Here is a 20,330-nt window from a genome sequence, read left to right as displayed (position 1 = left end):
CCTGGCGGCGCTACGCTTGCACAGGCCTACGGTTCTGCGCCATTGCGTAGCCCGGATAAGGCATTTACGCCGCTATCCGGGATCCCCCGGCTTGCGCTGCGCCGGGCTACGTCAGGCTTCGGCCCTCATATCAGACATAAAAAAACCCGGCAAGCCGGGTTTTTTGTATTTCGCGAAGGGCGATTATTTCTGCGGACGCATCGCCGGGAACAGGATCACGTCGCGGATGGTGTGGCTGTTAGTGAACAGCATGACCATACGGTCGATACCGATACCCAGACCAGCGGTCGGCGGCAGGCCGTGTTCCAGCGCGGTGACGTAGTCTTCGTCGTAGAACATCGCTTCGTCGTCGCCGGCGGCTTTCGCATCAACCTGATCCTGGAAGCGCTGCGCCTGATCTTCAGCGTCGTTCAGCTCGCTAAAGCCGTTACCGATTTCACGGCCGCCGATAAAGAACTCGAAACGGTCGGTGATTTCCGGATTCACGTCGTTACGGCGCGCCAGCGGAGAAACTTCCGCCGGGTATTCGGTGATGAAGGTCGGCTGAATCAGATGCGCTTCCGCCACTTCTTCGAAGATCTCGGTCACGATACGGCCCAGACCCCAGCTCTTCTCAACTTTAATGCCGATGGACTCAGCGATCGCTTTCGCGGAATCGAAGTTATCCAGATCCGCCATCTCGGTTTCCGGACGGTATTTCTTGATCGCTTCGCGCATGGTCAGTTTTTCAAACGGCTTGCCGAAGTCGAACACCTGGTCGCCGTAAGGCACTTCAGTGTTGCCGAGGATGTCCTGCGCCAGGGTGCGGAACAGGGATTCGGTCAGCTCAATCAGATCTTTGTAATCCGCGTATGCCATATAGAGTTCCATCATGGTGAACTCTGGGTTATGACGAACGGAGATCCCTTCGTTACGGAAGTTACGGTTGATCTCGAAGACGCGTTCGAAGCCGCCAACCACCAGACGCTTGAGGTACAGTTCCGGCGCGATACGCAGGTACATGTCCAGATCCAGCGCATTGTGATGGGTGATGAACGGACGCGCGGAAGCACCGCCCGGGATCACCTGCATCATCGGGGTTTCCACTTCCATAAAGCCGCGGCCAACCATGAACTGACGAATACCCGCCAGGATCTGCGAACGCACTTTGAAAGTGTTGCGAGATTCATCGTTGGAGATCAGATCGAGGTAACGCTGACGATAGCGCGCTTCCTGATCCTGCAGGCCGTGGAATTTGTCCGGCAGCGGACGCAGGGCTTTGGTCAGCAGACGCAGCTCGGTGCAGTGGATGGACAGCTCGCCGGTTTTAGTCTTGAACAGCTTACCGCGGGCGGCGATGATGTCGCCAAGATCCCATTTTTTGAACTGGTCGTTATAAACGCCTTCCGCCAGGTCATCACGCGCGACGTATAGCTGAATGCGGCCGCCCACGTCCTGCAGGGTAACGAAAGACGCTTTACCCATAATACGACGGGTCATCATGCGGCCAGCAACGGCCACTTCAACGTTCAGCGCTTCCAGCTCTTCGTTTTCTTTCGCATCGAAGTCAGCGTGCAGTTGGTCAGAGGTATGGTCACGACGGAAATCGTTCGGGAAAGCGACGCCCTGCTCACGCAGCGCGGCCAGCTTCTCACGGCGGGTTTTCAGTTCATTATTAAGGTCAATTGCCGCGTCAGCGCCCTGTGCTTGTTGTTCAGACATGTTGGTTCCTCATAACCCTGCTTTCAAACTTGCTTCGATAAATTGGTCCAGGCTGCCGTCGAGCACCGCCTGAGTGTTGCGGGTTTCCACCCCGGTACGCAGATCTTTAATACGCGAGTCGTCCAGCACGTAAGAGCGGATCTGGCTGCCCCAGCCGATGTCGGACTTGTTGTCTTCCATCGCCTGCTTCTCGGCATTTTTCTTCTGCATCTCCAGCTCATAAAGCTTCGCTTTCATCTGCTTCATGGCCTGGTCTTTGTTCTTGTGCTGCGAACGGTCGTTCTGGCACTGCGTCACCAACCCGGTCGGGATGTGGGTAATACGCACCGCGGATTCCGTACGGTTAACGTGCTGTCCACCGGCGCCGGATGCGCGATAAACGTCGATACGCAGATCGGCCGGGTTAATTTCGATATCGATATCGTCATCCACTTCCGGATAAACGAACGCCGAGCTAAAGGAGGTATGACGACGGCCACCGGAATCGAACGGGCTCTTACGCACCAGGCGGTGAACGCCGGTTTCCGTACGCAGCCAGCCGTAGGCGTAATCGCCAATGATTTTGATGGTCACGGATTTAATGCCCGCAACTTCACCTTCGGATTCTTCGATGATTTCGGTCTTAAAGCCGCGGGCTTCCGCCCAGCGCAGGTACATGCGCATCAGCATGCTGGCCCAGTCCTGGGCTTCGGTGCCGCCGGAACCGGCCTGAATATCGAGGTAGCAGTCGGCGCTGTCGTATTCGCCGGAGAACATGCGGCGGAACTCAAGCTGTGCCAGCTTCTCTTCCAGCCCGTCCAGCTCAGCAACCGCTTCGTTGAAGGTCTCTTCGTCTTCGGCTTCAACCGCCAGCTCCAGCAGACCAGCCACGTCTTCCAGCCCCTGGGACATCTGATCCAGGGTATCCACAATGGCTTCCAGGGAAGAACGCTCTTTACCCAGCGCCTGGGCGCGTTCAGGTTCGTTCCAGACGTCCGGCTGTTCCAGCTCGGCGTTTACTTCTTCGAGACGCTCTTTCTTGGCATCGTAGTCAAAGATACCCCCTAAGAACGTCGGAGCGCTCCGTGAGGTCCTGAATGCGGTTTTTTACCGGATTTATTTCAAACATGGTCGGTTTCTTTTAATGGATTTGTCAAAATGCGGTGATAAGAGCGGAATTCTACCGGATTCGCGCCCTTATTCATACACTGTTGTCAATTTGGCCAGAGGTGATCGATGATCAGCTGCAGGCTGCGGTTGCCGCGGAACTCGTTGATGTCGAGCTTGTAGGCTAACTGCACTTCGCGCACGCCGTTGTCCGGCCAAATGGAAGTATCAACGTTGAAAGCAATACCGTCCAGCAGCGGGCCGCCGCCAACCGGTTCGACCATCACTTTCAGGTGACGCTCGCCCACCAGCCGCTGCTGCAGCAGGCGAAAACGGCCATCAAACAACGGTTCCGGGAACATCTGCCCCCATGGTCCGGCATCGCGTAGCATCTGCGCCACTTCCATGCTCATCTCCGTCGCCGCCAGCGGGCCGTCGGAGACCACCTCGCCCTGCAATAATGCGGGATCCAGCCACTCAGTCACCAGTTCGCCGAAGCGCTGTTGAAACTCCTCAAAGCGCGCCTCTTCCAGCGATAAACCCGCCGCCATAGCATGGCCGCCGAACTTCAGGATCAGTCCCGGATAGAGCGTATCCAGGCGCTCCAGCGCATCGCGCATGTGCAGCCCCTGAATAGAGCGGCCGGAACCTTTCAGCGTGCCGTCGCCGGTCGGCGCAAAAGCGATAACCGGGCGATGGAAGCGCTCCTTAATGCGTGATGCCAGAATGCCGACCACCCCCTGATGCCACTGCGGATGGTACATCGCCAGCCCGCCAGGCAGGGTGTCGCTGCTGCGTTCCAGTTGCTGACACAGGGTCAACGCTTCGGCCTGCATCCCCTGTTCAATCTCTTTACGCGTCTGGTTGAGCGCATCAAGCTCATTGGCTAACACGCGCGCTTCGCCGATGTTATCGCACAGCAGCAGCGCCACGCCGACGGACATATCATCCAGCCGCCCCGCCGCATTGAGGCGCGGCCCAAGGGCGAAACCGAGGTCGCTGGCCGCCAGTTTTTGCGGGTCACGGTTGGCAATTTCCAGCAGCGCTTTAATGCCTGGCCGACATTTGCCGGCGCGAATGCGGCTTAACCCCTGCCAGGTCAGGATGCGGTTGTTGGCATCCAGCGGCACGACGTCCGCGACGGTGCCCAGCGCCACCAGATCCAGCAGCTCAGCCAGGTTCGGCGCGGCTATGCCGCGGGCGTCGAACCAGCCTTTATCGCGCAGGAAAGTACGCAGCGCCAGCATCAGATAAAACGCCACCCCCACCCCGGCCAGTGATTTCGACGGGAAGTCACAATCGCGCAGGTTAGGGTTAACGATGGCCTCGGCCGCCGGTAGCGTCTCGCCCGGCAGGTGGTGATCGGTCACCAGCACCGGAATGCCCAACGCATGGGCGTGATCGACACCGGCATGTGACGAAATGCCGTTATCAACGGTCATGATCATCTGCGCGCCGCGGGCGTGCGCCTGATCGACCACTTCCGGGCTTAAACCGTAGCCGTCTTCAAAACGGTTGGGCACAAGATAGGAGACGTTACCGTAGCCCAGCGCGCGTAGCGCCAGCACGCTAAGGGCGGTACTGGTGGCGCCGTCGGCATCAAAATCGCCGACCACCACAATATGTAACCCTTTCTCGAAAGCCTCATGCAGCATTTCAACCGCTTTTTCAACGCCGGTGAGCTGCGTCCACGGCAGCATGCCTTTGACGCTGCGCTCCAGCTCCTGCGCGCTGCGCACGCCGCGGCTGGCATACAGCCGCTGCAGCAGCGGCGGCAGGTCGGCAGGGAGATCGACGCCGTCAACCGCCTCACGGCGGCGTAGTTGTATCTGTTGTTTCACGCGAATCAGTTACCGCTTGTCTGTTTTTTATGCTCGTCGAGGAACGCTTTCAGCTCTTTCGGCCCCTGATAGCCCGGCAACACCATACCGTTGCTGAGAACCATCGCCGGGGTGCCGTTGACGCCCATCTGCACGCCGAGGGTGTAATGTTTGGCGATATCCACATTGCAGCTTGCCGGCTGCACGCCTTTGCCGTTCATGGCGTCATCCAGCGCTTTGTTGCGATCTTTCGCACACCAGATGGCCTTCATGTCCTGCTCGGCCTGGCTCTGCAGCCCCTGGCGCGGGAAGGCCAGATAGCGCACGGTGATGCCCAGCGCGTTGTAGTCGCTCATCTGCTCGTGCAATTTATGGCAGTAGCCGCAGGTGATATCGGTGAAGACGGTGATGACGTGCTGCTCCTTCGGCGCTTTATAGACAATCATCTCGTTGCTCAGCGCGTTCAGCTTACCGACCAGCAACTGGTTGGTGACGTTGACCGGCTGCGCGCCGCTCACATCGTACATCGGCCCCTGGATGATGTGTTTGCCATCGTCGGTAACGTACAGGACGCCGCTGTCGGTCAGCACCGTGCTCATCCCGGAAACCGGCGACGGTTGAATATCAGTACTCTGCACACCCAGCTTCGCCAGCGACTGTTTGATCGCCGCGCTATCGGCATGCGCCGCGCCGGAAAGCGAGGCTGCCAGCAGAGTGAACATCAATAAACCTTTTTTCATACTCAGTCCTTTTGTTCAGCACTCACGCCCGCGGGTGGTGCTGTTGATGAAGTTGTCGCAGACGCTCGGTCGCCACGTGGGTGTAGATCTGCGTGGTGGAGAGATCGCTGTGTCCTAACAGCATCTGCACCACGCGCAGGTCGGCGCCGTGATTGAGCAAATGCGTGGCGAAGGCATGGCGTAATACGTGCGGGGAGAGTTTCGCGCTGTCGATCCCCGCCAGGACGGCATAGTGTTTAATGCGGTGCCAGAAGGTCTGACGCGTCATCTGCTGTGCGCGCTGGCTGGGAAATAAGACATCCGACGCCACGCCATTCAGTAGCCACGGGCGACCATATTCGAGGTAATTTTCTACCCACATTACCGCCTCTTCGCCCAGCGGCACCAGCCGTTCTTTGTTGCCTTTACCAATGACCCGCAACACGCCCTGACGCAGGCTGATATCGCTCATCGTCAGGCCAACCAGTTCCGAGACGCGCAGGCCGGTGGCATACAGCACTTCCAGCATCGCCTTATCGCGTAACTCCAGCGGCTGCTCCACCAGCGGCGCCTGCAGCAGACGTTCAACCTGCGCCTCGCTGAGATCCTTCGGCAACCGCTGCGGCAGCTTCGGCGAAGCCAGCAGCGCGCTGGGATCGTCCGGGCGAATTTTTTCCCGGTACAGATGCTGGAAGAACCGGCGCACGGCGCTGAGCAGACGTGCGGTGCTCGTTGCTTTGTAGCCGCCGGTTTGCCGCTCGGCCAGCAGCGCCTGCAGATCGTCGCTGCCGACGCTGGCCAGCGACAGGCCGCGATGGTGCAGCCACTCGACTAACATCGTCAGATCGCGACGGTAAGCGCTGAGCGTATTCTCCGCCAGATTCCGCTCCAGCCAAAGGGCATCGAGAAACTGTTCGATTTGTGCCAGATCCTGTTTCACATCGGCCTCTTTGTTCGTTATAGGGTCTCATTATGCCTTAAGAGGCCGCCTTTCTGGTACACTGGGCGCAATTCACGGCAAGAATTGAGACGTTTACGCGATGAATATAGGTCTTTTTTACGGCTCCAGTACCTGCTATACCGAAATGGCTGCGGAGAAAATCCGCGATATCATCGGCCCTGAGCTGGTGACGCTGCACAATCTGAAAGACGATTCCCCCGCGCTGATGAGCCAGTACGACGTACTGATCCTCGGCATCCCGACCTGGGATTTCGGCGAAATTCAGGAAGACTGGGAGGCGGTCTGGGAGCAACTGGATACCCTGGACCTGGAAGGCAAAATCGTCGCACTGTACGGCATGGGCGATCAGCTGGGCTATGGCGAATGGTTCCTTGACGCACTGGGCATGCTGCACGACAAGCTGGCGACCAAAGGCGTGAAGTTTGTCGGCTACTGGCCAACCGAAGGCTATGAGTTCACCAGTCCAAAACCGGTTATCGCCGATGGCCAACTGTTCGTTGGCCTGGCGCTGGATGAAACCAATCAGTACGACCTGAGCGACGAGCGCATCCAGAGCTGGTGCGAGCAGATCCTCGGCGAAATGGCCGAACACTTCTCCTGACGCCGCTTACTCCTGCGCCGGTTTTTGCAGCACCAGCCGGCGCAGATCGCGCCATTCTCCGGCATCCATGCTATCCGCCGCCAGCCACAGATGCTGCCCGCGCCGGGTATCGACATGGCGTAAACGCAGCAGCATACCGCTATTGATGACCCACGGCGTCCCGAGGATCTCCCATTCGGCGTTTTGCCAGCGAAGACGGGAATCGGTGAGCAGTTTTATCTCTCCGCGACGGGCATGGATCCGCCGCTGGCTGCGCACGCAGTCAAACACTACCAGCGACAACAGCAGCAGCCAGATCGGGGTGTAGCTTAGCGGCCAGGGAACCAACAGCACCAGCGCCGCCACAACGCCGTGGAGCAGCAGGGAAAACCACTGCGCGCGCCAGGAGATACGGAGATCAGATTGCCACAGGACCACGTTCCCGATTCCGTGTCTGAATTAAGGTTACCATCCGCTGCAGCTCCGCATCGGCCGGTTTGCCGTGGTTCATCAGCCAGTTGAACAGATCCGGATCGTCATTTTCCAGCAGGCGAATGAACAGCTGTTTGTCAGCGTCGCTGAGGGTATCGTACTCATACTCAAAGAACGGCATGATGGAGATGTCGAGTTCGCGCATCCCGCGGCGGCATGCCCAGTGGATACGTGCTTTATTGTTAATGTCCATGTTGACCTTCCAGCAGCAAAATATAGGTTAGTTTAACCCGTTTTCTGCCGTAACTTTACAGGAATATCGCTGAATGCGAGCATCCTTCCATAAAAACCATAAAATAATGATGGGCTTATTGATTCCCTGCGTCAGGCGGCTGTCTCACGCCAGCGCACAAATGGCCTGTTGAAAGCACTTGCAATGCACTATAGCTCTTTTACCATTGGTCACACACACTGCGTTAAGCGATTCAGGATATGACTATGGCTTTTACACCTTTTCCTCCGCGTCAGCCTTCCTCTTCCGCTCGTCTGCCGTTAACGCTGATGACCCTGGATGACTGGGCGCTGGCGACGATTAGCGGGCCGGATAGCGAAAAATATCTGCAGGGGCAGATTACCGCCGATGTGAGCAATCTCACCGATGCTCAGCATCTGCTTGCCGCCCACTGTGACGCCAAAGGCAAGATGTGGAGCAATCTGCGCGTATTCCGCCGCGACGGCGGCTTCGCATGGATCGAGCGCCGCAGCCTGCGCGACGTACAGCTGACCGAACTGAAAAAATATGCCGTCTTCTCTAAAGTCACCATCGCCGCCAACGACGATCTGGTTCTGTTGGGGGTGGCCGGCTTCCAGGCGCGCGCCGCGCTGGCGCCGCTGTTCGCTGCCCTGCCCGACGCGGCCGCCCCGGTGGTCAGCGAAGGCGCCACCAGCCTGCTGTGGTTTGAACATCCAGGTGAACGCTTCCTGCTGGTGACTGATGTCGACACCGCCAATCGCGTTACCGATGCGCTGCGCGGCGAAGCGCAGCTCAATAACAGCCAGCAGTGGCTGGCGCTGAATATTGAAGCCGGTCTGCCGGTTATCGACAGCGCCAACAGCGGGCAGTTCATTCCGCAGGCGACCAACCTGCAGGCGCTGGGCGGTATCAGCTTCAGGAAAGGCTGCTACACCGGTCAGGAGATGGTGGCGCGGGCGAAATTCCGCGGCGCCAATAAGCGCGCGCTGTGGACGCTGTCAGGGACCGCCAGCCGGGTGCCGGAAGCGGGGGAAGATCTGGAGCTGAAAATGGGCGACAACTGGCGCCGCACCGGGACGGTGCTTGCGGCGGTTCAGCTGGATGATGGCCAGTTGCTGGTGCAGGTGGTGATGAATAACGATATGGAGCCGGACAGCATCTTCCGCGTGCGCGACGATGCCGGAAGCCTGCGCATCGAACCGCTGCCCTATTCGCTGGAAGACGCGTAATAAAGCGTTATGACTCCCGGCTTGCGGCGCTCGCGCCTTAGCCGGGCTACTTGACTGCAAATACCGTAGCCACGGTAAGCGTAGCGCCACCGTGGGATTTCCAGGCCGCAGATAACCGTAGCCACGGTAAGCGCAGCGCCACCGTGGAATTTCCAGGCCGCAGATAACCGTAGCCACGGTAAGCGCAGCGCCACCGTGGGATTTCCAGGCCGCAGAGTATCGTAGCCACGGTAAGCGTAGCGCCACCGTGGAATTTCCAGGCCGCAGATAACCGTAGCCACGGTAAGCGTAGCGCCACCGTGGGATTTCCAGGCCGCAGAGTATCGTAGCCACGGTAAGCGCAGCGCCACCGTGGAATGTTTATCAGGACTGGCCGACGTACAGATAGATCGCCAGGAAGTGACACACGCTGCCGCCGAGCACGAAGCCGTGCCAGATAGCGTGGTTATAGGGAATACGTTTGCAGACGTAGAAGATGACCCCCAGCGAGTACACCACCCCGCCGACCGCCAGCAGCGTTACGCCGCCCACCGCCAGCTTCACTGCCAGCTGATAGACCACGATAAGCGACAGCCAGCCCATGGTCAGATAAGTCACCAGCGACAGAATTTTAAAGCGGTGTGCGATGGTCAGCTTAAACAGGATCCCCAGCAGGGCCAGGCTCCAGATGACGATCATCAGCCCCTTTGCCAGCGGTGAATTCAACCCCACCAGCAAAAACGGCGTGTAGGTCCCGGCAATCAGCAGGTAGATAGCGCAGTGGTCGAACTTTTTCAGCCACTGTTTCGCCCGCTGATGCGGGATCGCGTGATAGAGCGTAGAGGCGAGGAACAGCATAATCATGCTGCCGCCGTACAGGCTGTAGCTGGTGATCGCCGTCGCGCTGGCGTTGGTGTCTACCGCCTGCACCAGCAGCAACACGAGGCCGACAATACCGAACACCAGCCCGATCCCGTGGCTGATGCTGTTGGCAACTTCCTCTGCCAGAGAATATCCCTGAGTGATTAATGGTTTGCGCACCATATTTGACTCCGTGAAAACAAGAACGCTTTCATTGCCCACTTAGGGTAACTGAGAATGATTCCAGTGAACACCTGTTAGCTAAAATAAAACGATGTATATTTGTAAATACATTAAAATCATAATGTTACAATGTTATTTCAACTAACAGCTGTGCCGGTTTTATTTAAAGGCGTTTGAATTCAATAACATAAAACCGATCTTCCGCAGGATAGATTTCCCTAATCACCTGCCGCAGTTGTTCGAGGGTCATATTCTCCTGTTGAGCATGCTGTTCAGTTAGCGTATCGAGCGTCACCGTCGAGGTGGCGGTCACGGCGATGGTGCAAAAATAGCCGTCATCTTCATAGCGCCCAACGCGCAGGACGTCACCCGGTTTAAAATGCGATTCCGCCGCATCGCGGATAGTAATCGTTTTGCGCCCGGCAAGGATGTCCTCCTGAAAACGCTGAAAAAAGGTAATGTCATTGGCCTGCATGATATAATTCCGTCCTGGTCATTATGAATTGTGAGTTCGCCACTGTGAGTATGTTCTCCCACGCCGCTGTCGCCAGTCTCAATAATCTTGAGATGATGGTCTATCACTATGTCATTAAGAATCGTGACAAAGTGATGTACATGACCATCCGCGAACTGGCCGAGGCCGCCGGGGTCTCCACCACCACCGTGTTGCGCTTCTGCCGCAAACTGCAGTGCGAGGGCTACTCTGAATTTCGCGTACGCTTTAAATTATATCTTGAGCAGAATGAGCCTCAACAGGCAAATATCGGCGCCAGCGAAATTATGAGCTTTTTTAAAAGCGTCAATAATGACGAGTTCGATGAATTACTCGAGCAGGCCGTGGATATTATTCTCGCTTCGGAACGTATTATTTTCGTCGGCGCCGGCACCTCCGGCGCGCTGGCGAAATATGGCGCACGCTTCTTTTCCAACGTCGGTAAATTCAGCAACCATATTGACGACCCCTATTTTCCGGTAACCAATGATATGGCCCGTAACGCGCTGGCGATCGTGCTTTCCGTCTCCGGCGAAACCGAAGAGATCCTGCGCTTCGCCAGCCAGTTCAGCCTGCACCGCTGCAAGGTGATGTCGATTACCAGCCACGAGCATTCGCGACTGGCGAAACTGGCTGATTTCAATCTCTCCTGGCACGTGCCGCAGACGCGCATCGGCGGCGTCTACGATATTACAACGCAAATTCCGGTGATCTATATCCTTGAATCGCTGGGACGTAAATTAGCGCGCAAAATCAGCTAAAAATAACAGCCTGTTTTTTCGATGTAACATATTACGTTTAGCGGAATTTGTTATATCGTGACATTCAATTTCGCTTTGCTAGACTCAATCGCAATAGTTATTCAGAGAGATTAGCACAGATGAAAAAATTGACTCTTCCCAAAGACTTTTTGTGGGGCGGCGCGGTCGCCGCGCATCAGGTTGAAGGCGGCTGGAATAAAGGCGGCAAAGGCCCGAGCATCTGCGACGTGCTGACCGGCGGGGCGCACGGCGTACCGCGCGAAATCACCCACCAGGTCGAAGCGGGTAAATATTACCCTAATCATGAAGCGGTCGATTTCTACGGCCACTACAAAGAAGACATCAAGCTGTTCGCCGAGATGGGCTTCAAGTGCTTCCGCACCTCTATTGCCTGGACCCGCATCTTCCCGCAGGGCGACGAAACTCAGCCGAATGAAGAAGGGCTGAAATTCTACGATGACATGTTCGATGAACTGCTGAAGTACAACATCGAGCCGGTGATCACCCTTTCCCACTTTGAAATGCCGCTGCATCTGGTACAGCAGTACGGCGGCTGGACCAACCGCAAAGTGGTCGATTTCTTTGTACGCTTCGCCGAAGTGGTCTTCGAGCGCTATAAGCACAAAGTGAAATACTGGATGACCTTCAACGAGATCAATAACCAGCGCAACTGGCGCGCGCCGCTGTTCGGCTACTGCTGTTCCGGCGTGGTCTATACCGAGCATGAAAATCCGGAAGAGACCATGTACCAGGTGCTGCATCACCAGTTCGTCGCCAGCGCGCTGGCGGTGAAAGCGGCCCGTCGTATCAACCCGGAAATGCAGGTCGGCTGCATGCTGGCGATGGTCGCCCTCTACCCTTATTCCTGCAAACCGGAAGATGTCATGTTCGCCCAGGAGTCGATGCGCGAACGCTACGTCTTTACCGATGTCCAGTTGCGCGGTTACTACCCGAGCTATGTGTTGAATGAATGGGAACGCCGTGGCTTCAACATCAAAATGGAAGACGGCGACGCGCAGATCCTGCGCGAAGGCACCTGCGCCTACCTCGGCTTCAGCTACTACATGACCAACGCGGTGAAAGCTGAGGGCGGCACCGGCGATGCCATTTCCGGTTTCGAAGGCAGCGTGCCGAACCCGCACGTCAAAGCCTCCGACTGGGGCTGGCAGATTGACCCGGTTGGCCTGCGCTACGCCCTGTGCGAACTGTATGAGCGCTACCAGAAGCCGCTGTTTATCGTGGAAAACGGCTTCGGCGCCTACGACAAAGTCGAAGCTGACGGCAGCATCAACGATGACTACCGCATCGATTATCTGCGCGCCCACGTCGAAGAGATGATCAAAGCGGTGACTTATGACGGCGTCGATCTGATGGGCTATACCCCATGGGGCTGCATCGACTGCGTCTCCTTCACTACCGGGCAGTACAGCAAACGCTACGGCTTCATCTACGTCAATAAACACGATGACGGCACTGGCGACATGTCCCGCTCGCGCAAGAAGAGCTTTAACTGGTACAAAGCGGTTATCGCCAGCAACGGTGAGAATCTGTAACTGACCGCCCTCTCCCGGCCGGGAGGGGGCAAATCACTTATCCGCCAGACACTTCTTTACAGCTTTACCATTGCCAAAACGCGTTCGCCCGATAAGATAGGCCGCGTGAATATTTGAGGCGATCATGATTAAGCGACAACGCAAAGCCATTCTTTTTGTCCTCCTGGCCTGTCTGGTGGTGCTGACCTGCACCGCCCAGCGGATGGCCGGGATGCACGCGCTGGTCATGAACCTCACCGCCGACAGCCCGTCGCTACAGCAAAACCCGGATAAGGCCGAGGCGCCGGTCACGCCGTGCGAGCTCAGCGCCAAGTCGCTGATGGCCGTTCCGCCGATGCTGTTTGAAGGGGCGCTGTTGGCTATCACTCTGCTGCTGGCGGTGCTGGCGGCGATCCCGCCGCGTATCGAACGCCAGTGGCCTCCCCGCGTTATCTCCCCACCCCGATTGCGGGTGCATCTGCGATTATGCGTCTTCCGTGAGTGATTAATTCTCCTGACAGCTCAGGTTAATTTATTACTTACGGAGAAAATTTATGTTTATGGTATTCAGGCGACTGCTGGTCTGCCTGCTTTGGCTATGGCTGCCCGTCAGCCAGGCCGCCGATAGCGGCTGGCTGCGCGTCGCCGACAATCAACACGCCAGCGTGCGCCTGCGGGCGCAAAGCGGAAGCAATGGCGACACCCGCCTGCTTTTAGACGTAGCGCTGGGAAAGGGCTGGAAAACCTACTGGCGTTCGCCGGGCGAAGGCGGCATCGCGCCAGCTATCGCCTGGCACACGCCGCTGGAGGTTAACTGGCGCTGGCCGACGCCGCAGCGCTTCGACGTCGCGGGTATTTCCACTCAGGGGTATCACGGCGACGTCAGCTTCCCGATGACCCTGCGCGGGAAAATACCGCCGACGCTTAGCGGCGTCCTGACGCTCTCTACCTGCAGCAATGTCTGCATTCTCACTCACTACCCCTTTTCGCTGGATATGACGGCTCCGGCAGGGGAGCAATTTAATTACGATTTCACCCGCGCGATGGGCACGCTGCCGCTGCGCGACGGTCTCACCTCGGCGCTTAGCGCCAGCTACGTCAGCGGCAAACTGACGGTAACCGCCCGCCGCGATGCCGGCTGGCAGCAGCCAGCGCTGTTTATCGACAGCATGGAGGATGTCGATTTCGGCACGCCGAGTTTTACCAGCCGCGGCGATACGTTGACCGCCACCGTACCGGTCACCGATAGTTGGGGCGAGGCGGCGCCGGATCTGAGCGGCAAAACGCTGTCGCTGGTGCTGGCCGATAGCGGCCAGGCGCAGGAAAGCCAAATCGCCGTCGCCGCCGGCAGCGCCGCGGCAGGAGTGGCATTAGGCTGGGTGCTGCTGATGGCGCTGGCCGGCGGGCTTATTCTCAACGTCATGCCGTGCGTGCTGCCGGTACTGGCGATGAAGCTCGGCTCGCTGGTGCAAACCGAACGTCGCGAACGCGGCGCGGTGCGGCGGCAGTTCCTCGCCTCGGTATGCGGGATCGTCGTCTCCTTCCTGGCGCTGGCGCTGATGATGACCGCGCTACGCTTAGGTAATCAGGCGCTCGGCTGGGGGATCCAGTTCCAGAACCCGTGGTTTATCGGCGCGATGGCACTGGTGATGGTGCTGTTCAGCGCCAGTTTATTGGGACTATTCGAAATCCGTCTCTCCTCCAGCGCCAGTACCTTCCTCGCCACCCGCGGCGGCAACGGCTTGATGGGCCATTTTTGGCAGGGCGCCTTCGCCACCCTGCTGGCGACGCCCTGTACCGCGCCGTTCCTCGGTACCGCCGTGTCGGTGGCGCTGGTGGCGCCGTTGCCGCTGCTGTGGGGGATTTTCTTCGCCATGGGGATCGGCATGAGCCTGCCGTGGCTGCTTATTGTCGCCTGGCCGGGGCTGGCGCAACGACTTCCACGTCCAGGCCGCTGGATGAATCATCTGCGCGTGGTATTGGGGCTAATGATGCTTGGTTCAGCACTATGGCTGGTTAGCCTGCTGACGATCCACATCGGCCGCACGCCGGTGCTTACCCTGCTGGTGATTCTGGCCATCGGCCTGCTATTGGCCACCGCCTGGTGCTACCGCTGGCGTACGGCGCTGCGCGCGGGCGCTCTGGCCATCGTGGTGGCGGGCGCCGTCGCCTTTGTCGCCCAACAGGACGGCCAGGGCCCGCGCCGCGACCGGGTTAACTGGCAGCCGCTCAGCGAGCAGGCTATCGCTAACGGCCTTGCGGAGCATAAACGGGTATTTATTGATGTCACCGCCGACTGGTGCGTGACCTGTAAAGCCAATAAATACAACGTGCTGCTGCGCGACGACATCCAGCAGGCGCTATCAGCGCCAGACGTGGTCGCCTTACGCGGCGACTGGAGCCGACCCTCCGCCGACATTAGTCAGTTTTTAACCGCACGCGGCAACGCCGCGGTGCCGTTTAACCAGATTTACGGACCGGGATTGCCGCAGGGAGAGATCCTGCCTGCGCTGTTAGACCGCGAACAACTTCTCGCCACCCTGTCCGCCGCTAAAGGAAAATAACATGAGAGCTATCACCGCCTTATTACTGCTGTGCGTATCGGCCTTCAGCTTCGCCGCGCCGGCGGAAAAACCGCAATCGAACGGTAATGACCAGTTAGCCCAGCTGCTGTTTAACGATCCGAATAGCCCGCGCACCGGCGCGAAAGAGCCAAAACTCACAATCGTCTCGTTTACCGATTACAACTGTCCTTACTGCAAACAGTTTGATCCGCTGCTGGAAAAAATCGTCCACGATAATCCGGATATTCAGATCATCGTTAAGCTGCTGCCGTTTAAAGGGCAGAGTTCGGTGAATGCCGCTAAAGCCGCGCTCTCCACCTGGCGTCAGCAGCCCGATAAATTCTGGGCGCTGCATCAGCGGCTGATGGCAAAAAAAGGCTATCACGATGACGCCAGTATCGCCGCCGCACAGAAGAAAACCGCCACCGATGGCGTCAGTATTGATGACAAGACCATGGATTCGCTGAAGATGAACCTGATTTTGTCGCAGGTGCTGAATATTCAGGGCACCCCGGCGACCATCATCGGCGATCAGATGGTGGCCGGCGCGATCCCTGCTGAAGACCTGGAGGGGCTGGTGAAAGAACAGCTGGCGAAAGCCCGTGGCCAGTAAAATCAGGCGCTGGCTGCGCGAGCTGGCGGTGTGGCTGCTGATTGGCGCGGCGGTGAGCCTGGCGGTGGATTATTTTCGCCAGCCCGCGCTGCCGCAAAACGTCAGCGCCACATCGCTGCAGACACTCGACGGCAGGACGCTGGATCTGAACGCCATGAGCCAGCAAAAGCCGCTGCTGCTGTACGTCTGGGCGACCTGGTGCGGAGTCTGTCGCTATACCACGCCGTCGGTGGCATCGCTTGCCGCCGACGGCGGCAATGTGCTGACGGTAGCCCTGCGTTCCGGCGATAACGCCGCGCTGGAGAAGTGGCTGACCAGGAAGAAAATGACGCTGCCGACGGTGAATGACCCGAGCGGCCAACTGGCGCGGTAGTGGGATATCCAGGTAACGCCAACGCTGGTGGTCATTTCTCAAGGCGAGGTGAAGTCGGTTACCACCGGCTGGACCAGCGGTTGGGGAATGCGCCTGAGGCTGTGGCTGGCCTCCTGGTAGACCGTCGGTTTCCCCGGCTCGCGCTGCGCTTAGCCGGGCTACGGGTAGGCATCGTTGGGTAGCCCGGATAAGGCGTAGCCGCATGCGGGAAGGTTACCCGGCTCGCGCTGCGCTCAGCCGGGCTACGGGTACGCATCGTTGGGTAGCCCGGATAAGGCGTAGCCGCCATCCGGGAAGGGTTACCCCGTAGGCCCGGCAAGCGCAGCGCCGCCGGGCAATAGACATCTATGGGTTATTTACCGCCCGCCAGTTCGAGGAAGCTACCCGTCACATACGACGCTTTGTCGCTCAGCAGCCAGGCAATGGCCTGAGCGACCTCTTCCGGCTGGCCGCCGCGCTGCATCGGCAGCGAATTTTTTACCCGGTCCACGCGTCCCGGTTCGCCGCCGGAGGCGTGCATCTCGGTATAAATCAGCCCCGGACGCACGCCGTTCACCCGGATCCCTTGCGCCGCCACTTCCAGCGCCAGCCCGGTGGTCAGGGTATCTACCGCCCCTTTCGACGCGGCATAGTCAACGTACTCGCCCGGCGCGCCAAGGCGCGAGGCCGCCGACGACACGTTAACTATCGCCCCGCCCTTGCCGCCATGCCGATGCGCCATGCGCTTTACCGCCTCACGACAACAGAGGAAGTAGCCGGTGACGTTGGTGGCCAGCACGCGGTTAATACGCTCGGCGCTCAGGCTCTCCACCGTACATTGGGTAAACAGGATCCCGGCATTGTTGACCAATGCCGTCAACGGTTCGCCCATGCGGTCAACCGCCTCAAACATCGCCATCACCTGCGCTTCATCGCTGATATCCGCCCGCAGCGCCGTGGCTTTGCCGCCAGATTCAACAATGGTATTGACCACTTCGGTGGCGGCGTTAATGTTGTGATGATAATTAACCGCGACGGTATACCCTTCCTGCGCCAGCAGCAGCGCCGTCGCCCGGCCTATGCCGCGGCTCGCGCCGCTAATCAGAGCTATCGCCATACCTTCCCTCCAAAAAATAAAGGCGCCGCAGCGCCTTTAAAAGTTTAGCTAATTCACCACTTACTGGTATTCGCTCATCGGCACGCAGGAGCAGAACAGGTTGCGGTCGCCGTAGACATCATCCAGACGTTTCACCGTCGGCCAGTACTTGTTGTGCAACCCAGCCGGGAATACCGCCAGCTCGCGGCTGTACGGATGGTTCCACTCGCTGACCAGCTCACCCTGGGTGTGCGGCGCGTTCACCAGCGGGTTGTCTTCCAGCGGCCATTCACCGGCTTTGACGCGGTCGATTTCCGCGCGGATCGCCAGCATGGCGTCAATAAAGCGGTCCAGCTCTACCTTGCTTTCCGATTCTGTCGGCTCAACCATCAGCGTCCCGGCAACCGGGAAGGACATGGTCGGCGCATGGAAACCAAAGTCGATCAGGCGTTTAGCAATATCCAGCTCGCTAATGCCGGTCTCTTCTTTCAGCGGACGAATATCGAGAATACATTCGTGCGCCACGCGACCATCGCGGCCGGTATAGAGCACCGGGTAAGCCTCTTTCAGCCGGGTAGCGATATAGTTGGCGTTAAGGATCGCGTTCTGGCTCGCCTGCTTCAGGCCTTCCGCGCCCATCATGCGGATATACATCCAGCTGATCGGCAGAATGGAAGCGCTGCCGAACGGCGCGGCGGAAACCGCGCCCTGACGGGTCAGCATACCTTCAATCTGTACCACGCTGTGGCCCGGTACAAACGGCGCCAGGTGCGCTTTCACACCGATAGGGCCCATACCTGGACCGCCGCCGCCGTGCGGAATGCAGAAGGTTTTATGCAGGTTGAGGTGCGAAACGTCGGCGCCGATAAAGCCCGGAGAAGTGATCCCGACCTGGGCGTTCATGTTGGCGCCATCGAGATAAACCTGGCCGCCGAACTGGTGCACGATCTCGCACACTTCACGGATGGTCTCTTCATACACGCCGTGGGTTGACGGATAGGTGACCATGATGCAGGAGAGATTCGCCCCTGCCTGCTCTGCTTTTTCACGCAGGTCGGCAAGATCGATGTTGCCGTTTTTGTCGCAGGCAACGACCACGACCTGCATACCCGCCATCTGCGCGGAAGCCGGGTTGGTGCCGTGCGCGGAGCTTGGGATCAGGCAGATATCGCGATGGCCTTCGTTGCGGCTTTCGTGATAGTGGCGAATCGCCAGCAGGCCAGCATACTCGCCCTGCGCGCCGGAGTTCGGCTGCATACAGACGGCGTCATAGCCGGTCAGTTTCACCAGCCAGTCAGAAAGCTGGGCGATCATCTGATGATAACCTTCCGCCTGCTCGACCGGACAGAACGGGTGCAGCTCGGCAAATTCCGGCCAGGTGATCGGGATCATCTCCGCCGCGGCGTTCAGTTTCATGGTGCAGGAGCCCAGCGGGATCATCGCCTGGTTCAGCGCCAGATCTTTACGCTCCAGCGCATGCATGTAGCGCATCATCTCGGTTTCGCTATGGTAGCGGTTAAACACCGGATGGGTGAGGATCGCATCGTCGCGCAGCATCGCCGCCGGGATCGAACGGCTATCCAGCGCCACGTCTTTATCCAGGGTATCGATATCCAGACCGTGATCGTCGCCGACGATGGCGCGGAACAGGTTCAGCACATCTTCGCGGGTGGTCGCTTCATCGAGCGTAATGCCAACCGCGCCGTGAATATCGCTACGCAGGTTAATCTGCAGCGCTTCGGCACGCGCCAGCACCGCAGCTTTATCCGCCACTTCGACGCACAGGGTATCGAAGTAGTGCGCATGACGCAGCTTCAGCCCTTTCTTCTGCAGGCCGTCGGCCAGAATATCGGTCAGGCGATGAATGCGGCCAGCGATACGTTTCAGGCCCGCCGGGCCGTGGAATACCGCGTAGAGGCTGGCGATGTTGGCCAGTAGAACCTGCGAGGTACAAATGTTGGAGTTCGCTTTCTCGCGGCGGATATGCTGCTCGCGAGTCTGCATCGCCATGCGCAGCGCGGTATTACCCGCCGCATCTTTCGATACGCCGATAATCCGGCCCGGCATGGAGCGTTTGAATTCATCTTTCGCCGCGAAGAAGGCCGCGTGCGGGCCGCCATAGCCCATCGGCACGCCGAAGCGTTGGGCGGAACCGAAGACAATATCCGCGCCCTGCTTGCCCGGCGCCGTCAGCAGCACCAGCGCCATAAAGTCGGCGGCGACGCTGACAATCACTTTGCGCGCTTTCAGCTCGGCGATCAGTTTGCTGTAATCGTGGATTTCACCGGTGGTGCCCACCTGCTGCAGCAGCACGCCAAAGACATCCTGGTGATCGAGCACTTTGTCGGCGTCATCGACGATCACGTCGAAGCCGAAAGTTTCCGCGCGGGTGCGCACCACGTCCAGGGTTTGCGGATGGACGTCGGCGGCAACGAAGAAACGGTTGGCGTTCTTCAGTTTACTGACGCGTTTGGCCATCGCCATCGCTTCGGCGGCGGCGGTGGCTTCATCAAGCAGCGAAGCGGAAGCGATATCCAGCCCGGTCAGATCCAGCGTGACCTGTTGGAAGTTGAGCAGCGACTCCAGACGGCCCTGGGAGACTTCCGGCTGGTAAGGGGTATAGGCGGTGTACCAGCCCGGGTTTTCCAGCATGTTGCGCTGAATGACCGGCGGCAGCTGCACGGCGGTATAGCCCATGCCGATGTAAGACTTGAAGCGCTTGTTGCGACCGGCAATCGCCTTCAGCTCCGCCAGCGCGGCGAATTCGGTAGTCGCGTCGCCCACCTGCGGTGGGGTCGCCAGCTGGATATCCTGCGGCACAATCTGGCCAATCAGGGAGTTAAGCGAATCCGCGCCGACGGTCTTCAGCATCTCTTGCTGCTGCTGAGCGTCCGGGCCAATGTGACGTTCAATAAAGGCGTCGCGGTTTTCAAGCTGACTTAAAGTCTGAGTCATGAGCGATGGTTCCTGAAACGTGCGGTGAATCGTGATTGTCTGACTGGTTTGCCCGGCAAGCGCTGATGCTTACCGGGCCAGAATACGCAAAATCATTCGCGTTGCAGGAAGGCGGCGACACAGCGACTCCCCGGGAGCTTACAAAAGTAAGTGACCGGGG

General features: G+C 58.6%; 18 protein-coding genes and 1 pseudogene. 8 read left to right on the top strand and 11 right to left on the bottom strand.

Annotated elements, in window-relative coordinates:
• Nucleotides 1–183: 183 nt before the first annotated feature.
• From lysS to xerD, 5 genes are all read right to left on the bottom strand, one after another.
• Nucleotides 184–1,701, bottom strand: a complete 1,518-nt coding sequence (gene lysS, locus FHW76_RS16205; protein ID WP_008806422.1) for a lysine--tRNA ligase — start codon at nt 1,699–1,701, stop codon at nt 184–186.
• A gap of 9 nt (nt 1,702–1,710) precedes the next feature.
• A protein-coding gene (gene prfB, locus FHW76_RS16200) for a peptide chain release factor 2 (RefSeq protein WP_012540595.1) occupies nt 1,711–2,809 on the bottom strand; the annotation gives its coding sequence in 2 pieces (ribosomal slippage) (nt 1,711–2,733 and nt 2,735–2,809; 1,098 coding nt in all).
• Between the two features lie 85 nt (nt 2,810–2,894).
• Complete coding sequence (gene recJ / locus FHW76_RS16195) at nt 2,895–4,628, bottom strand: single-stranded-DNA-specific exonuclease RecJ (RefSeq protein WP_008806424.1); 1,734 nt, start codon at nt 4,626–4,628, stop codon at nt 2,895–2,897.
• Between the two features lie 5 nt (nt 4,629–4,633).
• Nucleotides 4,634–5,347, bottom strand: coding sequence for a bifunctional protein-disulfide isomerase/oxidoreductase DsbC (gene dsbC / locus FHW76_RS16190; RefSeq protein ID WP_008806425.1), 714 nt, complete (start codon nt 5,345–5,347; stop codon nt 4,634–4,636).
• 22 nt (nt 5,348–5,369) lie between these two features.
• Nucleotides 5,370–6,266 (bottom strand): site-specific tyrosine recombinase XerD, encoded by an 897-nt coding sequence (gene xerD, locus FHW76_RS16185; RefSeq protein WP_008806426.1) that lies wholly within the window; start codon nt 6,264–6,266, stop codon nt 5,370–5,372.
• 100 nt (nt 6,267–6,366) lie between these two features.
• Between xerD and fldB the strand changes: the two genes are divergently transcribed.
• Nucleotides 6,367–6,888, top strand: coding sequence for a flavodoxin FldB (gene fldB / locus FHW76_RS16180; protein ID WP_008806427.1), 522 nt, complete (start codon nt 6,367–6,369; stop codon nt 6,886–6,888).
• 6 nt (nt 6,889–6,894) lie between these two features.
• Here fldB and FHW76_RS16175 read toward each other — a convergent pair whose 3' ends face one another.
• Both FHW76_RS16175 and sdhE read right to left on the bottom strand, forming a co-directional pair.
• A complete protein-coding gene (locus FHW76_RS16175; protein ID WP_002916310.1) occupies nt 6,895–7,305 on the bottom strand; it encodes a protein YgfX in 411 nt (136 codons plus the stop codon).
• Nucleotides 7,286–7,552: an FAD assembly factor SdhE gene (gene sdhE, locus FHW76_RS16170; protein ID WP_002916312.1), complete on the bottom strand. Its 267-nt coding sequence runs from the start codon at nt 7,550–7,552 to the stop codon at nt 7,286–7,288. The genes FHW76_RS16175 and sdhE overlap by 20 nt, the downstream gene beginning before the upstream one ends.
• Before the next feature lie 245 nt (nt 7,553–7,797).
• On the opposite strand from sdhE, the gene ygfZ reads away from it, so the two are divergent.
• A complete protein-coding gene (gene ygfZ, locus FHW76_RS16165) occupies nt 7,798–8,781 on the top strand; it encodes a tRNA-modifying protein YgfZ (RefSeq protein ID WP_012967246.1) in 984 nt (327 codons plus the stop codon).
• A 363-nt stretch (nt 8,782–9,144) separates the two neighbouring features.
• Here ygfZ and trhA read toward each other — a convergent pair whose 3' ends face one another.
• Entirely contained in the window at nt 9,145–9,804 is a 660-nt protein-coding gene (trhA, locus tag FHW76_RS16160; protein WP_008806429.1) for a PAQR family membrane homeostasis protein TrhA, read from the bottom strand.
• 163 nt (nt 9,805–9,967) lie between these two features.
• Nucleotides 9,968–10,279 carry a N(4)-acetylcytidine aminohydrolase gene (gene yqfB / locus FHW76_RS16155; RefSeq protein WP_008806430.1) on the bottom strand — a complete coding sequence of 104 codons (312 nt, stop codon included), beginning with the start codon at nt 10,277–10,279 and terminating at the stop codon, nt 9,968–9,970.
• Between the two features lie 50 nt (nt 10,280–10,329).
• On the opposite strand from yqfB, the gene FHW76_RS16150 reads away from it, so the two are divergent.
• The 6 genes and pseudogenes from FHW76_RS16150 to FHW76_RS16125 all read left to right on the top strand — a co-directional run bounded on the left by FHW76_RS16150 (nt 10,330) and on the right by FHW76_RS16125 (nt 16,260).
• Complete coding sequence (locus tag FHW76_RS16150) at nt 10,330–11,058, top strand: MurR/RpiR family transcriptional regulator (RefSeq protein WP_012967245.1); 729 nt, start codon at nt 10,330–10,332, stop codon at nt 11,056–11,058.
• Between the two features lie 119 nt (nt 11,059–11,177).
• A complete protein-coding gene (bglA, locus tag FHW76_RS16145) occupies nt 11,178–12,611 on the top strand; it encodes a 6-phospho-beta-glucosidase BglA (protein WP_012967244.1) in 1,434 nt (477 codons plus the stop codon).
• A gap of 124 nt (nt 12,612–12,735) precedes the next feature.
• Nucleotides 12,736–13,095: a hypothetical protein gene (locus FHW76_RS16140; protein ID WP_012967243.1), complete on the top strand. Its 360-nt coding sequence runs from the start codon at nt 12,736–12,738 to the stop codon at nt 13,093–13,095.
• A 49-nt stretch (nt 13,096–13,144) separates the two neighbouring features.
• A complete protein-coding gene (locus FHW76_RS16135) occupies nt 13,145–15,154 on the top strand; it encodes a protein-disulfide reductase DsbD (protein WP_183476830.1) in 2,010 nt (669 codons plus the stop codon).
• 1 nt (nt 15,155) lies between these two features.
• Nucleotides 15,156–15,767 (top strand): DsbA family protein, encoded by a 612-nt coding sequence (locus FHW76_RS16130; protein ID WP_119866732.1) that lies wholly within the window; start codon nt 15,156–15,158, stop codon nt 15,765–15,767.
• A pseudogene (locus tag FHW76_RS16125) lies at nt 15,757–16,260 on the top strand (protein disulfide oxidoreductase). The gene FHW76_RS16130 and the pseudogene FHW76_RS16125 overlap by 11 nt, the downstream one beginning before the upstream one ends.
• Nucleotides 16,261–16,492: 232 nt before the next feature.
• Here the strand turns inward: FHW76_RS16125 and FHW76_RS16120 are convergent.
• A complete protein-coding gene (locus tag FHW76_RS16120) occupies nt 16,493–17,236 on the bottom strand; it encodes an SDR family oxidoreductase (RefSeq protein ID WP_008806437.1) in 744 nt (247 codons plus the stop codon).
• A gap of 60 nt (nt 17,237–17,296) precedes the next feature.
• Nucleotides 17,297–20,170: an aminomethyl-transferring glycine dehydrogenase gene (gene gcvP / locus FHW76_RS16115; protein ID WP_032733801.1), complete on the bottom strand. Its 2,874-nt coding sequence runs from the start codon at nt 20,168–20,170 to the stop codon at nt 17,297–17,299.
• Nucleotides 20,171–20,330: the final 160 nt, after the last annotated feature.

The sequence above is a fragment of the Klebsiella sp. RC2 genome (assembly GCF_014192815.1).
In the GTDB taxonomy this organism is placed as follows: Bacteria; Pseudomonadota; Gammaproteobacteria; order Enterobacterales; family Enterobacteriaceae; genus Klebsiella; species Klebsiella variicola.
This window is presented reverse-complemented; position numbering and strand designations above follow the sequence as displayed.

What these genes read in the sequence shown, in the direction of transcription:
- lysS (WP_008806422.1), bottom strand. Translation starts at nt 1,701, where the DNA reads ATGTCTGAACAACAAGCACAGGGCGCTGACGCGGCAATTGACCTTAAT.
- dsbC (WP_008806425.1), bottom strand. Translation starts at nt 5,347, where the DNA reads ATGAAAAAAGGTTTATTGATGTTCACTCTGCTGGCAGCCTCGCTTTCC.
- fldB (WP_008806427.1), top strand. Translation starts at nt 6,367, where the DNA reads ATGAATATAGGTCTTTTTTACGGCTCCAGTACCTGCTATACCGAAATG.
- sdhE (WP_002916312.1), bottom strand. Translation starts at nt 7,552, where the DNA reads ATGGACATTAACAATAAAGCACGTATCCACTGGGCATGCCGCCGCGGG.
- ygfZ (WP_012967246.1), top strand. Translation starts at nt 7,798, where the DNA reads ATGGCTTTTACACCTTTTCCTCCGCGTCAGCCTTCCTCTTCCGCTCGT.
- trhA (WP_008806429.1), bottom strand. Translation starts at nt 9,804, where the DNA reads ATGGTGCGCAAACCATTAATCACTCAGGGATATTCTCTGGCAGAGGAA.
- yqfB (WP_008806430.1), bottom strand. Translation starts at nt 10,279, where the DNA reads ATGCAGGCCAATGACATTACCTTTTTTCAGCGTTTTCAGGAGGACATC.
- FHW76_RS16150 (WP_012967245.1), top strand. Translation starts at nt 10,330, where the DNA reads ATGTTCTCCCACGCCGCTGTCGCCAGTCTCAATAATCTTGAGATGATG.
- bglA (WP_012967244.1), top strand. Translation starts at nt 11,178, where the DNA reads ATGAAAAAATTGACTCTTCCCAAAGACTTTTTGTGGGGCGGCGCGGTC.
- FHW76_RS16140 (WP_012967243.1), top strand. Translation starts at nt 12,736, where the DNA reads ATGATTAAGCGACAACGCAAAGCCATTCTTTTTGTCCTCCTGGCCTGT.
- FHW76_RS16135 (WP_183476830.1), top strand. Translation starts at nt 13,145, where the DNA reads ATGTTTATGGTATTCAGGCGACTGCTGGTCTGCCTGCTTTGGCTATGG.
- FHW76_RS16130 (WP_119866732.1), top strand. Translation starts at nt 15,156, where the DNA reads ATGAGAGCTATCACCGCCTTATTACTGCTGTGCGTATCGGCCTTCAGC.
- FHW76_RS16120 (WP_008806437.1), bottom strand. Translation starts at nt 17,236, where the DNA reads ATGGCGATAGCTCTGATTAGCGGCGCGAGCCGCGGCATAGGCCGGGCG.
- gcvP (WP_032733801.1), bottom strand. Translation starts at nt 20,170, where the DNA reads ATGACTCAGACTTTAAGTCAGCTTGAAAACCGCGACGCCTTTATTGAA.